This is a genomic window from Dickeya fangzhongdai (assembly GCF_002812485.1).
Classification (GTDB): domain Bacteria; phylum Pseudomonadota; class Gammaproteobacteria; order Enterobacterales; family Enterobacteriaceae; genus Dickeya; species Dickeya fangzhongdai.
Window position 1 is genome coordinate 2,657,766 of sequence record NZ_CP025003.1, and the last position, 15,104, is coordinate 2,672,869.

Annotated in this window: 16 protein-coding genes and 1 riboswitch; of the genes, 11 read left to right on the top strand and 5 right to left on the bottom strand. The window is 51.5% G+C overall.

All coding sequences use genetic code 11. The annotated features are described in order from the left end of the window. From CVE23_RS11870 to mntP, 3 genes are all read left to right on the top strand, one after another. Complete coding sequence (locus CVE23_RS11870; protein ID WP_038919164.1) at positions 1 to 837, top strand: PTS mannose transporter subunit IID; 837 nt, start codon at positions 1 to 3, stop codon at positions 835 to 837. A 112-nt stretch (positions 838 to 949) separates the two neighbouring features. Next, positions 950 to 1,408, top strand: coding sequence for a DUF986 family protein (locus CVE23_RS11875; RefSeq protein WP_100849608.1), 459 nt, complete (start codon positions 950 to 952; stop codon positions 1,406 to 1,408). 196 nt (positions 1,409 to 1,604) lie between these two features. Beyond that, a riboswitch (yybP-ykoY riboswitch) is annotated at positions 1,605 to 1,788 on the top strand. A gap of 7 nt (positions 1,789 to 1,795) precedes the next feature. Then, entirely contained in the window at positions 1,796 to 2,368 is a 573-nt protein-coding gene (mntP, locus tag CVE23_RS11880; protein ID WP_038658363.1) for a manganese efflux pump MntP, read from the top strand. Between the two features lie 36 nt (positions 2,369 to 2,404). Here the strand turns inward: mntP and rlmA are convergent, their stop codons facing one another. From rlmA to CVE23_RS11895, 3 genes are all read right to left on the bottom strand, one after another. Beyond that, the gene (rlmA, locus tag CVE23_RS11885) at positions 2,405 to 3,232 is read right to left on the bottom strand and encodes a 23S rRNA (guanine(745)-N(1))-methyltransferase (protein WP_225622581.1); all 828 of its coding nucleotides are present in this window, start codon (positions 3,230 to 3,232) and stop codon (positions 2,405 to 2,407) included. A gap of 80 nt (positions 3,233 to 3,312) precedes the next feature. Further along, positions 3,313 to 3,522, bottom strand: a complete 210-nt coding sequence (gene cspE, locus CVE23_RS11890) for a transcription antiterminator/RNA stability regulator CspE (protein ID WP_005968829.1) — start codon at positions 3,520 to 3,522, stop codon at positions 3,313 to 3,315. A 39-nt stretch (positions 3,523 to 3,561) separates the two neighbouring features. Further along, complete coding sequence (locus tag CVE23_RS11895) at positions 3,562 to 3,678, bottom strand: DUF2627 domain-containing protein (RefSeq protein ID WP_071526204.1); 117 nt, start codon at positions 3,676 to 3,678, stop codon at positions 3,562 to 3,564. Between the two features lie 1,055 nt (positions 3,679 to 4,733). Here CVE23_RS11895 and CVE23_RS11900 point away from each other — a divergent pair. Next, on the top strand, positions 4,734 to 5,591 hold the full coding sequence (locus tag CVE23_RS11900) for a fructosamine kinase family protein (protein ID WP_049853740.1): 858 nt from the start codon (positions 4,734 to 4,736) through the stop codon (positions 5,589 to 5,591). 46 nt (positions 5,592 to 5,637) lie between these two features. On the opposite strand, the gene CVE23_RS11905 is transcribed toward CVE23_RS11900, so the two are convergent. After that, on the bottom strand, positions 5,638 to 6,186 hold the full coding sequence (locus tag CVE23_RS11905; protein ID WP_049853739.1) for a YniB family protein: 549 nt from the start codon (positions 6,184 to 6,186) through the stop codon (positions 5,638 to 5,640). A gap of 242 nt (positions 6,187 to 6,428) precedes the next feature. Continuing rightward, the gene (locus CVE23_RS11910) at positions 6,429 to 6,761 is read right to left on the bottom strand and encodes a cupin domain-containing protein (RefSeq protein ID WP_022633697.1); all 333 of its coding nucleotides are present in this window, start codon (positions 6,759 to 6,761) and stop codon (positions 6,429 to 6,431) included. A gap of 323 nt (positions 6,762 to 7,084) precedes the next feature. Here CVE23_RS11910 and kduI point away from each other — a divergent pair, with 323 nt between their 5' ends. The 7 genes from kduI to CVE23_RS11945 all read left to right on the top strand — a co-directional run bounded on the left by kduI (position 7,085) and on the right by CVE23_RS11945 (position 15,036). Next, positions 7,085 to 7,921, top strand: a complete 837-nt coding sequence (gene kduI, locus CVE23_RS11915) for a 5-dehydro-4-deoxy-D-glucuronate isomerase (RefSeq protein ID WP_100849609.1) — start codon at positions 7,085 to 7,087, stop codon at positions 7,919 to 7,921. Between the two features lie 181 nt (positions 7,922 to 8,102). Further along, the gene (gene kduD, locus CVE23_RS11920) at positions 8,103 to 8,864 is read left to right on the top strand and encodes a 2-dehydro-3-deoxy-D-gluconate 5-dehydrogenase KduD (protein WP_038668473.1); all 762 of its coding nucleotides are present in this window, start codon (positions 8,103 to 8,105) and stop codon (positions 8,862 to 8,864) included. A gap of 262 nt (positions 8,865 to 9,126) precedes the next feature. After that, the gene (pelW, locus tag CVE23_RS11925) at positions 9,127 to 10,758 is read left to right on the top strand and encodes a pectate disaccharide-lyase PelW (RefSeq protein WP_049853737.1); all 1,632 of its coding nucleotides are present in this window, start codon (positions 9,127 to 9,129) and stop codon (positions 10,756 to 10,758) included. A 45-nt stretch (positions 10,759 to 10,803) separates the two neighbouring features. Beyond that, a complete protein-coding gene (locus tag CVE23_RS11930) occupies positions 10,804 to 11,694 on the top strand; it encodes a carbohydrate ABC transporter permease (protein WP_038919172.1) in 891 nt (296 codons plus the stop codon). Continuing rightward, the gene (locus tag CVE23_RS11935; RefSeq protein WP_038658343.1) at positions 11,687 to 12,589 is read left to right on the top strand and encodes a carbohydrate ABC transporter permease; all 903 of its coding nucleotides are present in this window, start codon (positions 11,687 to 11,689) and stop codon (positions 12,587 to 12,589) included. The genes CVE23_RS11930 and CVE23_RS11935 overlap by 8 nt, the downstream gene beginning before the upstream one ends. Positions 12,590 to 12,602: 13 nt before the next feature. Then, complete coding sequence (locus tag CVE23_RS11940; protein WP_038658340.1) at positions 12,603 to 13,730, top strand: ABC transporter ATP-binding protein; 1,128 nt, start codon at positions 12,603 to 12,605, stop codon at positions 13,728 to 13,730. A 13-nt stretch (positions 13,731 to 13,743) separates the two neighbouring features. After that, positions 13,744 to 15,036 carry an ABC transporter substrate-binding protein gene (locus CVE23_RS11945; RefSeq protein WP_038919173.1) on the top strand — a complete coding sequence of 431 codons (1,293 nt, stop codon included), beginning with the start codon at positions 13,744 to 13,746 and terminating at the stop codon, positions 15,034 to 15,036. The last annotated feature ends 68 nt before the right edge of the window (positions 15,037 to 15,104 follow it).

Consider the following 15,104-nt stretch of genomic DNA (forward strand, 5'->3'; position numbering starts at 1 on the left):
ATGGTGGATACGACAAAGAAACTGACTCCCGGCGATATTCGCGCCGTATTTCTGCGTTCCAACCTGTTCCAGGGGTCGTGGAATTTCGAACGCATGCAGGCACTGGGATTCTGCTTTTCCATGGTACCGGTGATCCGTCGCCTTTACCCGGAAAATTCGGAAGAGCGTAAACAAGCGATCAAACGTCATCTGGAGTTTTTCAATACCCAGCCTTTCGTCGCCGCGCCGGTCTTGGGCGTGACCATGGCAATGGAAGAGCAGCGTGCCAACGGCGCGCCGATTGACGACGGGGCCATCAACGGCCTGAAGGTCGGACTAATGGGGCCGCTGGCCGGCGTTGGCGACCCGATATTCTGGGGAACCGCGCGCCCGGTCTTCGCCGCGCTCGGCGCCGGTATCGCCATGAGCGGTAGCCTGCTCGGGCCGATCCTGTTTTTCGTGCTGTTTAATCTGGTGCGTTTGCTGGTGCGTTATTACGGCGTCGCCTACGGCTATCGCAAAGGTGCGGATATCGTAAGCGACATGGGCGGCGGCCTCCTGCAGAAAATGACCGAAGGGGCATCGATTCTGGGGTTGTTCGTCATGGGCGCGCTGGTCAACAAGTGGACCCACGTCAACATCCCGCTGGTGGTATCGCGCGTAACCGGGCAGGATGGGAAAACGGCAGTCACCACGGTGCAATCGATCCTTGATCAACTGATGCCCGGCCTGGTGCCGTTACTGCTGACGTTTGGCTGTATGTGGCTACTGCGGCGCAAGGTTAATGCGCTCTGGCTGATCGTCGGCTTTTTCGTTATCGGCATCATAGGCTACTGGATCGGCCTGTTGGGGCTCTGAATCTACCGGCCGGGGCAACCCGGCCATTTCTCATCCCGCATGATGCATTCTGTTTTCATCACTCTAACCCGTTGTCTCACATCCTGTATTCACGCCACCACCGGAGTTGCTCATGACTTTCACCGACATCGTTCTGATGGTATCCATTGCCCTGGCCCTGCTGTATGCAATTTACGATGAATTCATCATGGACCAGCGGCAAGGCCAGACCCGACTCAAGGTGCGGCTGCGGCGCGCACATCGTCTGGATGCGCTGATCTTCAGCCTGCTGGTGGCAATACTCATCTATAAAAATGTCACGACTCACGGCTCGCCTTTCACCACGCTGCTGCTTTTCTCGCTGATACTGATGGCGATATATCTGACCCTAATTCGTTACCCGAAATTACTCTTCAAAGATCAGGGTTTCTTTTATGCCAATACCTATATTGCTTATCACCGCATTAAACATATGAATTTATCGGAAGACGGCATTTTGGTGATAGAACTTGAAAAAAGTCGACTACTTATCGCGGTTAATGAATTGGATGATCTGGAAAAAATATATCATTTTATGATTGAAAATCAGTAGGTTAAAATATTTTTCTTTTTCGGATAAATAATGACTCATCTCTCCATAAAAAACGTGCTGTTATTTTGACCACATGGTTACTGATGTAATTAACACCAATTGTTTCCAATTCATTAAAGATGAAAATAATTATCAATTGCATTGATAATCCATATATTATTTATTGTTGTTTAATGTAGGAATAATATGATATCGTTGCGCCGTCATTGGGGAGTAGCCGGTTCCTGAAGCCTTAAATTCAGGAATGCTCGTATCAACATACTCGTTCTTCACTGAACGTGGTACGGGCGGCCAGGTTGGCAGGCGAGACCATAGACACGTGATCCGTCGTCTGGTTGGGGGTGGGTTACGTGGATATGGAGAACCGCCCAGCCGAGGCTATTACACATGAACTTATCAGCTACACTCATTCTTGCTTTTGGCATGTCAATGGACGCTTTTGCTGCGTCCATTGGTAAAGGTGCCGCACTGCACAAACCCCGCTTTCGTGAAGCAATTCGAACCGGCTTGATCTTCGGTCTGATTGAGGCGTTGACGCCGCTAATCGGCTGGGCGCTGGGTTTTTATGCCAGCCGTTTCATTATCGCCTGGGACCACTGGGTGGCTTTCAGTCTGCTGCTGATTTTAGGCGGCCGCATGATTATGGAAGGCCTGAAAGGCGAAGACAGCCACAACTGTGAAAAAATCTCCAAACACAGCCTATTCGTTCTGATCTGTACGGCTGTCGCCACCAGTTTGGATGCGATGGCGATTGGCGTCGGTTTGGCTTTCCTGCAGGTAAATATCTTCCACACCGCGATGGTTATCGGCTGCGCCACTATGATTATGGTGACTCTCGGCATGATGATTGGCCGTTATGTCGGCCCGATCCTCGGCAAACGCGCTGAAATCCTCGGTGGTATCGTACTGATCGGCATTGGCTGTAACATTCTTTACGAACATCTGCTCGACCTCGCCTGATACGCACAGCGGGCAGCCCGGCTGCCCGCCTTTTGTTCACCCCTCGCGGCGATGAAAACGAATCAAAAAATCGGTTTCACACTCGAACTGCGCTTCCGCCTTCAACCCTTCGCTCACGTCCGGCGTGGCTCGCCAGGCGAACGGCGTCATCTGTAGCAGACTGGCGGCATCGGCTCCCGTCATGGTCATGCGGTACTGCAACCGTTCGACCGTTTCCAATACAAACCCCGGAAATACCTCTTCTACGTCGGGGTGCGGCCTGACTTCCTGATACACCCGCGCTTTCAGAGACAGCAAATGATTTGGCCCCGGAGAAACCGTCATCAGCCCGCCGCCAGGCCGGATGACTCGTGCCAGTTCGTCACCGTTACAGGGCGCGTAGATTTTCAATACCGCAGCCAGAGAATGGTCCTGAAAAGGCAGCCGCTGACTGGACGCCACGCAGAACATCACCTGGGCATAACGTTTCGCCGCGCGCTGTATCGCCGCTTTGGAGACATCCAGCCCATAAACCGCCATCCCCTGCGGCGTCAGTTTATCTGCCAACACAGCCGTGTAATACCCTTCCCCACATCCAATATCCAGCAGCGCGCCCGGTTGCATCTGCAGGCGGGCCGCCAACTGCTCCGATACCCGATCCCGTAATGGCTGATAGTGTCCATTATCAAGAAACGCCCGCCTGGCCTGCATCATTTCGGCGCTGTCTCCCGGCTGTCTGGAACGTTTAAACTGCACCGGCAGTAAATTGACGTACCCTTCCCGCGCACGATCGAAATGATGACGTCCGCAGGACCATCGACCCGCTTCAACATTCAGGGGTTGATGACACAGAGGGCATTGATAAGGCACTGAAGATTTTTGCATAACACTCTTGATGATTTCGCGGATAACACCAGAAAAGCAAAAAACCCGCACAAGGCGGGTTTTATGGCATGAGCTGAAAATTACAGCGCAGTAACGTTCACTGCAGAAGGACCTTTCTGGCCATCCTGAATTTCAAACTCAACATTCTGGCCTTCGGCTAAGGTTTTAAAACCGTTGCCCTGAATTGCAGAGAAGTGTACGAACACGTCTTTGCTGCCATCAGCCGGAGTGATGAAACCGAAGCCTTTAGACTCGTTGAACCACTTAACCTGACCTTTAATCTTTGCCATTTCAAAGTTTCCTTTAATAGTTTAAACCGCACAGAGGCGTTATACAGAAAAACCAGAGTCGTTACTGCTTGAGGCACTAAAATAAGGATCGGCAGAGAAGTGGTATTCAACGCTAACGTTTGTACTCAAGACTTCTTTACTGAAAATGCCATTCATATACAGAACTGTACCTCGTTTTACCCAGATGCGTTATTACATACTCTGTAATCGTTGGCAAGCCATTTTTTGCCACCGATGGATGCGTCGCACAAATTAGAGTCTTTAATGTATCATTAATATCCACTCTACAATATCCCGGGATATTGACACGCTAAAGCATTCTCTGCGGCACATCCAATCGTTTGATTATGTGCATGGTATTCCAATTACGCAAGTCGGCATGATTGACTTATTGCCAGTCGCGTCATGCCATAACAAAATGATATTACCCCACTGGTTACAGGATGTATCGATTGTCCAGCCACTGTTTATCAAAAATGTGATTAAGGCATTCTTTTTTCAGCTATCAATGATAAGAAAATCCTTTTATGACAAACAGATGCAATCGATCGAATCCTGATAGTGACTATCTGGTCATATAATAATAATGAAACATAGCAAGTATACTCTTCCGCAACTTAGAACAGAGATAACATTATTTTTGCAAAAAAATGATTTACCGATGACTTTCCTTTGCCCTATTCCGGTTTTATTTCTGTTTTTTAGCCGCTAAAAAAATGTTTATGCCGTGCTTTATGCCGCGCCCCTCCCGCTTATTTCTCAACCCTTCAATTATGTTACTGAGTTATATTCTTTCTCCCCGAATACACGCCGTTGATTCATCTATCGCGATCACATTTTATGCCTAACAAAAAATTAATCTGAATCAACCGTCAGGATCGTTGTGCCAGATCCCAAATACCGGTCTGGGTCAAATCAGCCATCACGTCGGTCATTCGCACAGATATCGCCTCCGTTTTTTGACATCCACCGTGACAACCCCGGCAGAGCGCGTTATTGTGTCCCTGCCGCCATCTTCCAATCACATCATACCCGGCGGGCTCACACTTTTTTGAGGGAAGCCGCCAGACATTACGGTTGTTGTAACGACCGCCCGCTTTCCCCCGTTTCGGCAGCCCCGATAGCGCTGTCAGCTGTGCGCCAGATTCCGTTTTTACACTGCACAAATCGCTAATGTAATGATAATCGGCAACATCAACGGGAGGTGACCTATGTGGCAGACGATTGATCAACTGCTGGAAGAACATCTCGGCCCCGGTGATATTCTGGATCGACGGGAATTACCTGGCGGCGAAGTGCATCCTGCCTGGCATCTGCGTTATGGTCAGCATGATGTCTTCGTCAAATGCGATGCTCGTGAACTGCTGACCAAATTTCGCGCGGAAGCCGAGCAGTTGGAACTGCTGGCCCGCAGTAAAACGGTGCAGGTCCCAACGGTGTACGGCGTAGGCAGTAACCGCGATTACAGTTTCCTGCTGCTGGAATACCTCTCACCCAAACCCGCTTCTGCCCACGATGCCTGGCGTCTGGGGCAACAATTGGCACAACTGCACCAGTGGAGCGATCAGCCCCAGTTTGGCCTTGATTTCGACAACGATCTGTCCACTACGCCGCAACCCAACACCTGGCAGCGCCGCTGGTCCAGTTTTTTTGCAGAGCAGCGTATCGGCTGGCAACTGCAACTGGCGGCAGAAAAAGGGCTTCATTTCGGTGATATCGACACCCTGATAGCACAGGTGGAAAAACGGCTCTCAGGCCATCAGCCTCAGCCGTCACTACTGCACGGCGATCTGTGGTCCAGCAATTGCCTCAATACCGACCACGGTTATTACCTGTTCGATCCGGCCTGTTACTGGGGCGATCGGGAATGTGACTTGGCGATGCTGCCGCTGCACGCCGAACTCCCGCCGCAAATTTATGACGGCTATCAGAGCGTCTGGTCGCTGGAAAAGGATTTTGTCGAGCGTCAGCCGATTTATCAGATCTACTACCTGCTTAACCGGGCCAATCTGTTCGGCGGCAAACATGTGGTTACCGCCCAACAGGCGATAGAAAGTCAGTTGCTATAACGAAGGACGAAACCGATGCCGGGGCTACATAGCCCCGGCAGTGCCGTCAGGCCAGGATACCCACGGTTTTCAGCGTGAGATAACCGATCACGGCAACGACGACCGGCAGGATATACAACGGAAAAAACTGCAGCAGAATAGTATGGCGGGGTAATTCCACCCGGGATTCCAGTTCATCACGGGTTTTGCCTTCATCGCCTTTGACCTTCTCCAGAATCAGCTGATCTTCCAGCCCTTCACGGATATGTTTGACCTGGCGGGACAGCCGGGAACCCGACACCTGCAGCGCCAGACCGACAAACATCAACAGATAGATCAGCCAGAACATGATGGTGGCTGATGCCGACAGACGGCCGAAATCAGGCACCGGCGAGTTGTACCAAAAAATGTTCAGGAACGGCGTATTGAAGCGCAGCACTTCCACCACCAGATGCAAAAAATCCTGCATCACGCCATTAATCCCCTGCTTCTTCTCGGTAAAGGCATGAATAAGATTGGCCAGCGAGATAATGGTCGAGAGCAAAGCCGGGAGAAAGATGACCCATCCCGCAATACGTTTGATCACGGCAAAAAGGCCAGCCTGTCGATACGTCATGTGTTCCCCTTGTGCGTGACGTCACACCCAGTGCCACGATGAGCAAGAAAAGTGTAGACCCATAAAACCCGTTAGCAGGGTACTTCAGGTTTTAGCAGAGTCAACGTTTTCTTTCCCGATGGCACAGTCCTACCGCACGTTGCAGGCTACGCCCACCGTCAGACTGATGAAAAGCAGACTATAAAGGAAGGAATTTCGGCAAGGCGCCGGCAACATCGCCGGCACCTTATTAATAGAAAGGATCAGAGGAAGTCGGCACGTTTCGGCGAGAAGGTGTCGATCAACACGCTGCCTTCTTCCAGCGATACCACGCCGTGCATTTCGTTCTTCACCGCCATATAGGCATCGCCGGTTTTCAGGATGCGTTTTTCGCCTTCGATTACCACCTCGAAGCTGCCGGCCGCTACATAGGCGATCTGATCGTGGATATCGTGTTTGTGCGGCGTACCGATGGCGCCCTTGGCGAAATGCACGCACACCATCATTAGATCATCGCTCCAGGTGATGATTTTACGTTTAATGCCACCGCCCAGCTCTTCCCACGGCGTTTCATCGTCAATAAAGTACCTTCTCATGGTTTCTCCTTAAAGATCATTCAGCGTGCCTCCCTTGTGTGAACAAGGTAACACAAAGGGTAAATACCGATATTCTAGTAACATCGGCATCAGATGAAACATAAAATAAGCAAAACCATGACGCCTCTCAAGAAATAAATAAAACATTATTTCATTTTTATTGAATTCACATCTCAACCACACTATCATCGCGCCATAACACGAAAGAACCGGGCAAAAAAGGTTCAGGTGACGTTGTCACTGCCACGCAAGGTGACCTGTTCCGCCCGGCGCTTTCCTGTCAGGCCCTCAGCCTGATTTCCATCTGAAAGCGAGGAGCAACCATGCAAGTCCGTCAGAGCATCCACAGCGACCACGCCCGTCAGCTTGATACCGCTGGCCTGCGGCGCGAGTTTCTGATCGAACACATTTTTGATGCAGATGCCTGCACCATGACCTACAGCCACATCGATCGAATCATCGTGGGCGGGGTAATGCCCGTTCATCAGGCGGTCACTATCGGCGAGGATGTGGGAAAACAGCTGGGCGTCAGCTACTTTCTTGAACGCCGTGAACTGGGCGCGATTAATATCGGCGGCGCCGGCGTAGTCAGCGTAGACGGCGAGTGCTATGAAATCGGCCATGAAGAAGCCATTTATATCGGCAAAGGCGCGCGGGATATCCGTTTTACCAGCGTGGACCCGGCCAAGTCCGCCCGCTTCTACTATAACAGTGCGCCGGCGCACACTTCCTATCCGACACGCAAAATTACCGCTGCAGAAGCATCCCCGCAGACCATCGGTGATGATGCGACCAGCAATCGTCGGACCATCAACAAGTATATCGTTCCGGATGTGTTGCCCACCTGCCAGCTCACTATGGGGTTAACCAAACTGGCGGAAGGTAGTCTCTGGAATACCATGCCGTGCCATACCCATGAGCGTCGCATGGAAGTCTATTTTTATTTCGATATGGATGAAGAAACGGCGGTGTTCCACATGATGGGACAACCACAGGAAACCCGCCACATTCTGGTGCACAACGAACAGGCGGTGATTTCACCGAGCTGGTCGATTCATTCGGGTGTAGGCACCAAACGCTACACCTTTATCTGGGGTATGGTTGGCGAGAATCAGGTTTTCTCAGACATGGATCACGTCAAAGTTAGCGAACTACGCTAACGGCTTACCCAATAATTTCGCGTTGCGGGAAAGTGGCAAGTGAGCGCATCCCCAGTCAATGACCGGGATGAGTGAAAGCAGCCAGCAAGCCGGCAACCTGAAATATGACGGGTATAAACCGGTATTTCCCTACAGTAACAAGCTCACGACAAAACATGTCGTTTACAGAGAGATCAAGGCTATGATTCTAAATACATTCAATTTACAGGGCAAAGTGGCGCTGATTACCGGTTGCGATACCGGCCTGGGTCAGGGTATGGCTGTCGGTCTGGCTGAAGCGGGCTGTGACATCGTCGGCGTCAACATCGTTGAGCCGAAAGAAACCATCGAAAAAGTCACTGCCACAGGCCGTCGTTTCCTCAGCCTGACCGCTGACATGAGCGATATCTCCGGTCATGCCGCGCTGGTGGAAAAAGCCGTTGCCGAGTTCGGTAAAGTGGACATTCTGGTCAACAACGCCGGCATCATCCGTCGTGAAGACGCCATCGAGTTCAGCGAAAAGAACTGGGACGATGTGATGAATCTGAACATCAAGAGCGTATTCTTCATGTCGCAGACGGTTGCCCGTCAGTTCATCAAACAGGGTCATGGCGGTAAAATCATCAATATCGCATCCATGCTGTCCTTCCAGGGCGGTATCCGCGTACCGTCTTACACCGCTTCCAAGAGCGCGGTTATGGGGATCACCCGTCTGCTGGCCAACGAATGGGCAAAACATAACATCAACGTCAACGCGATTGCCCCCGGTTACATGGCGACCAACAACACCCAGCAACTGCGCGCCGACCAGGACCGCAGCAAAGAAATCCTGGACCGTATCCCGGCGGGTCGCTGGGGTCTGCCGCAGGACCTGCAGGGTCCGGCCGTGTTCCTGGCTTCCAGCGCGTCCGACTATGTGAACGGTTACACCATTGCCGTTGACGGCGGCTGGCTGGCTCGCTAAGTTTTTCCGCAAAATTTTTTTGTGATCAAAGGCACAATACTGAATTGTGCCTTTCTTTTATCTATCAGTAAGTTATCCTCCAACACTCTTTCCCTCCCGTTTCCAAATCTTCCATAAAAAATTTTCAAAACAACGTTCCGACTTTGATCACACTTTCGATATTGAGCGCATGACGAAAATAGAAGTTGGGCAATATAATCAATCAAAACAATGTTTCTATTTATAAGGAACTGTTTCGCACAGTTCTGAAAGAAGGTACTCCATGAGTATTTTTACTGATTTGAACACCAGCAGAAAATGGCAAATCGACCAATGGCTATCGGCGATTAACAGCCACATTGAAAAGATTCAGCAATACGGCCACAGCGCTGTCAACCCAACGCCGTTATTAGCTGACGGATTTGAGATAAAAACACAGTCTCCAGTTGTCTGGCAGTTTCCCGACGGCCATGATGCACCGATCTCTAACTTCGCCAGCCAGCAAAACTGGTTGCGGTTATTAATTTCCATGAGTGCCGTCACAGAAACAGAAAAATATCGTCAGATGGCGTTCTCTCAGAGCGAATATTTTCTGGATCGCTTTGTCGATGAAAATAGCGGACTTTTTTATTGGGGCGGCCACCGTTTTATTAATCTTGATACGCTGGCCGGCGAAGGTCCGGAATCCAAGTCGATGGTGCATGAATTAAAACACCATCTGCCCTATTACGAATTTCTGCATCAGGTGAATCCGGAAAAAACCCGCCATTTCATTCAGGGATTCTGGAATGCTCACGTAGAAGACTGGAGTTGCCTGGATCTGGGCCGCCACGGTGATTACGCCAAGCAACGCGATCCGGACGTGTTTCTGCATTCCCGACATGATGTGGTCACCCCAGCCAAATGGCCGGAATTGCCGCTGACCAAAGGACTGACCTTCGTCAATGCCGGCACCGACCTGATCTATGCCGCCTTCGTCTATGCGCGCCACACTGGCGACGCGCACGCGGCAGCCTGGGGTAAACACCTCTACCGCCAATATGTGCTGGCGCGTAACCCGGAAACCGGTATGCCGGTTTACCAGTTTAGCTCGCCCTTACAGCGCCAGCCGGTGCCGGCAGACGATAACCAGACCCAATCCTGGTTCGGCGACCGCGCCCAGCGGCAGTTTGGGCCTGAGTTTGGCGCCATTGCCCGTGAAGCCAACGTGCTGTTCCGCGACATGCGCCCGCTGCTGATTGATAACCCGCTGGCTATGCTCGATATTCTGCGCCATCAACCCGACGCCGAAATCCTGACATGGGTGATCGCCGGCCTGAAAAACTACTATCAGTACGCTTACGACGTTGACAGCAACAGCCTGCGTCCGATGTGGAACAACGGTCAGGACATGACCGGCTACTGCTTCAAACGCGACGGTTACTACGGCAAAGCCGGTACTGTGTTGAAGCCCTTCCCGCTGGAAGGCGACTACCTGCTGCCGCTGGTACGCGCCTGGCGCCTGAGCGACGATAACGACCTGTACACGCTGATCGTCACCATGCTGTCCCGGCTGGAAAAACAGGGTATCCATCAATCCGCTTCGCCTTTCCTGCTGCTGGCGATTACCGAGCTGGCGCAAGCCAAACAATCGGCGCAATGGGCGGAATATGCCTGGCAAATGGCGGAGATTTTATTTAAGCGTTATTTCCATCACGGTTTGTTCGTGCGTTCTGAACATCATCGCTATGTACGACTTGATGATCCTTTCCCAGCCATTCTGTTAACGCTGATCGCTGCCTGCAGAAATAAATGGCCGGAAGTTCCTGCTGTTCTGACACAAGGGGGATACATCCATGGAGATTATCGAATTAATGGGGAAAGCCGGGTTATTTACGACACGGAGTTTATTTACCCAGAAAAATTAATCCACTGATTTTATTTTTTACAGATTCACCATTACTAAAAGTAGGTAGGCATTATGAATGAAAACAGAATGCTGGGGTTAGCTTATATCTCCCCCTATATAATAGGGTTGATAGTTTTTACCGCTTTCCCCTTTCTTTCATCGTTTGTACTCAGTTTTACTGAGTATGATTTAATGAGTCCGCCCACATTCACCGGTCTGGAAAATTACCACCGGATGTTTATGGAGGACGATCTTTTCTGGAAATCCATGGGAGTCACCTTTGCTTATGTGTTCCTGACCATCCCGTTAAAACTGATTTTCGCACTGCTGATCGCGTTCGTGCTGAATTTCAAGTTACGTGGAATCGGTTTTTTCCGTACCGCCTACTACGTGCCGTCGATTCTTGGCAGTAGCGTAGCTATCGCCGTACTGTGGCGCGCCCTGTTCGCTATCGACGGGTTGCTGAACAGTTTTATCGGCGTTTTCGGGCTCGACCCGGTCAACTGGCTGGGCGAACCGTCACTGGCGTTGATGTCGGTAACCCTGCTGCGCGTCTGGCAGTTTGGTTCCGCGATGGTGATCTTCCTGGCTGCGCTGCAAAACGTACCGCAATCCCAGTATGAAGCCGCGATGATCGACGGTGCCTCGAAATGGCAGATGTTCATGAAAGTGACCGTGCCGCTGATTACACCGGTTATCTTCTTCAACTTCATCATGCAGACGACGCAGGCGTTCCAGGAATTTACCGCGCCCTACGTCATTACCGGTGGTGGACCAACCCACTACACCTATCTGTTCTCGCTCTATATCTATGATACGGCCTTCAAGTATTTCGATATGGGGTACGGCGCAGCTCTGGCATGGGTGCTGTTCCTGGTGGTAGCCGTCTTCGCCGCTATCTCCTTCAAATCGTCTAAATACTGGGTGTTCTATTCCGCCGATAAAGGAGGAAAAAATGGCTGATATTCATTCCCCACTGTCTGCGCAGGCTATTGCAGCGGCAGAAGTTCGCCGTACCCTGCGCCGTGAAAAAATCAGCGCGGGCATCCGTTACACCATTCTGTTGGCTGTCGGCATTCTGATGCTCTACCCGCTGGCGTGGATGTTCTCGGCGTCGTTCAAACCGAACCATGAGATCTTCACCACCCTCAGTCTGTGGCCTGCACATGCGACCTGGGATGGCTTTATCAACGGCTGGAAAACCGGCACCGAATACAACTTCGGTCACTACATGATCAATACCTTCAAGTATGTGATTCCGAAGGTGGCGTTGACGGTGATCTCCTCCACCATCGTGGCTTACGGCTTCGCCCGGTTTGAGATTCCGTGGAAGAACTTCTGGTTCGCCACCCTGATCGCCACCATGCTGCTGCCGAGCACCGTGCTGTTGATTCCTCAGTACATCATGTTCCGCGAAATGGGCATGCTGAACAGCTACCTGCCGCTGTATGTGCCGGTTGCGTTCGCGACGCAAGGGTTCTTCGTGTTCATGCTGATCCAGTTCCTGCGCGGCGTACCGCGCGATATGGAAGAAGCGGCGCAAATCGATGGCTGCAACTCCTGGCAGGTGTTGTGGTACGTAGTCGTGCCGATTCTGAAACCGGCCATTATTTCGGTCGCCCTGTTCCAGTTCATGTGGTCAATGAACGACTTTATCGGCCCGCTGATTTACGTTTACAGCGTGGACAAATACCCGATTGCGTTGGCTCTGAAAATGTCTATCGACGTTACGGAAGGCGCACCGTGGAACGAAATTCTGGCAATGGCGAGCATCTCCATTCTGCCGTCTATCATCATCTTCTTCATGGCTCAGCGCTACTTCGTTCAGGGCGTTACCAGCAGCGGAATTAAAGGTTAATTGAGGATTTATCATGGCTGAAGTCATTTTCAACAAACTGGAAAAAGTCTACTCCAACGGTTTCAAAGCAGTTCACGGTATCAACCTGACGATCAAAGACGGTGAATTCATGGTGATCGTAGGGCCGTCCGGCTGTGCGAAATCCACTACCCTGCGCATGCTGGCTGGGCTGGAAACCATCAGCGGCGGCGAAGTTCGCATCGGCGACAAGATCGTCAACAACCTGGCGCCGAAGGATCGCGGCATTGCGATGGTGTTCCAGAACTATGCGCTCTATCCGCACATGACGGTTCGCGAAAACCTGGCCTTCGGCCTGAAACTGAGCAAGATGCCGAAAGACAAGATCGAAGCGCAGGTTAACGAAGCGGCCAAGATTCTGGAACTGGAAGAGCTGATGGATCGCCTGCCGCGCCAGCTGTCCGGCGGTCAGGCCCAGCGTGTGGCGGTAGGTCGCGCCATCGTGAAAAAACCGGATGTGTTCCTGTTCGACGAACCGCTTTCCAACCTGGACGCCAAACTGCGCGCCTCAATGCGCATCCGTATTTCGGATCTGCATAAGCAGCTGAAAAAGAGCGGTCACCCGGCCACCAGCGTCTACGTTACCCACGACCAGACCGAAGCCATGACCATGGGCGATCGTATCTGCGTCATGAAGCTCGGCCACATCATGCAGGTGGATACGCCGGATAATCTCTATCACTTCCCGAAAAACATGTTCGTCGCCGGTTTTATCGGCGCACCGGAAATGAACATCAAACCGGGCAAGCTGCTGGAAGAAAACGGCCAGATCACGCTGCAGGTAGGCCAGTACACCATGGGCCTTAACCAAACCAAGCAGGATAAAGTTCGTGATTACATCGGCAAGGACATCTGCTTCGGTGTTCGCCCGGAATACGTCACGGTATCGGAAGCGCCTTTCGACGGCGGTCACTTCCAGGGCGAACTGGTGCGCGCCGAAAACATGGGCCACGAATTCTTTATGTACATCAAGGTCGATGGTTTTGAACTGACCAGCCGTATGCCTTCAGACGAAGCCCGGTTGATTATCAATAACAGAATGAATAGTAAGGTGTATTTCAAGTTTGATATGGATAAATGCCATATCTTTGATGCAAAAACAGAACAAAATATCTCTCTTTAAAGGAGTATAACCGATGAAAAAAGTAATCCTACGCACATTGATTGCCTCTTCTCTGGCGCTGATGGCACATCAGTCTTTCGCCGCTGACCAGGTTGACCTGCGCATGTCATGGTGGGGCGGCAACGGACGCCACCAGGTCACGCTGAAAGCCATCGAGGAATTCCAGAAACAGTACCCGAACATCAAAGTGAAGGCGGAATACACGGGTTGGGACGGGCACCTGTCCCGTTTGACCACCCAGATCGCCGGCAACACCGAACCGGACGTGATGCAGACCAACTGGAACTGGCTGCCCATTTTCTCCCGCACCGGTGACGGTTTCTACGACCTGAACAAGGTGAAGGACGTGCTGGATCTGTCGCAGTTTGAAGCCAAAGAACTGCAGGCCACCACGGTAGACGGCAAACTGAACGGGATTCCGATCTCCGTGACGGCGCGCGTGTTCTATTACAACACCGAAACCTGGAAGAAATCCGGTTTGACCGCCCCGAAAAACTGGGATGAGCTGCTGAACGCCGGTAAAGTGTTCAAGGAAAAACTGGGCGACCAGTCCTACCCGCTGGTTCTGGAACATCAGGACTCGCTGGCGCTGCTGAATTCCTACATGGTGCAGAAATACAACATTCCGGCGGTAGACGAGAAGAACAAGAAATTCTCTTATACCGACGCGCAATGGGTGGAATTCTTCCAGATGTACAAAAAAATGGTCGATGCCCACGTCATGCCGTCTGCGAAATATTACGCATCGTTCGGCAAGAGCAACATGTATGAAATGAAACCGTGGATTACCGGTGACTGGGGCGGCATATACATGTGGAACTCCACCATCAACAAGTACTCCGACAACCTGCAGCCGCCGGCCAAACTGGAACTGGGCGCCTACCCGATGTTGGCGGGCGCCAAGGAAGCGGGTCTGTTCTTCAAACCGGCCCAGATGTTGTCCATCGGCAAATCCACCAAGCACCCGAAAGAAGCGGCCATGCTGATCAACTACTTATTGAACAACAAGGAAGGCATTCAGGCGCTGGGGCTGGAGCGTGGCGTGCCGTTGAGCAAAGCGGCTGTCGCCCAGTTGCGTGCCGATGGCGTCATCAAGGACAGCGACCCGTCGGTAGCCGGCCTGAATCTGGCCTTGTCTTTGCCGCATGAAACCAAGACATCGCCTTATTTCGATGATCCGCAGATTGTCGCCCTGTTTGGCGATGCCATTCAATATATCGATTACGATCAGAAATCCGTGGAAGAAACGGCCAAATACTTCCAGCGTCAGGCCGATCGTATTCTGAAACGCGCCATGAAAGAATAATCTTTAATTGGCTGTCTGTTTTAAGCCCCGTGCTCTCCGCCGGGGCTTTTTTATTAAAAATGAAACAA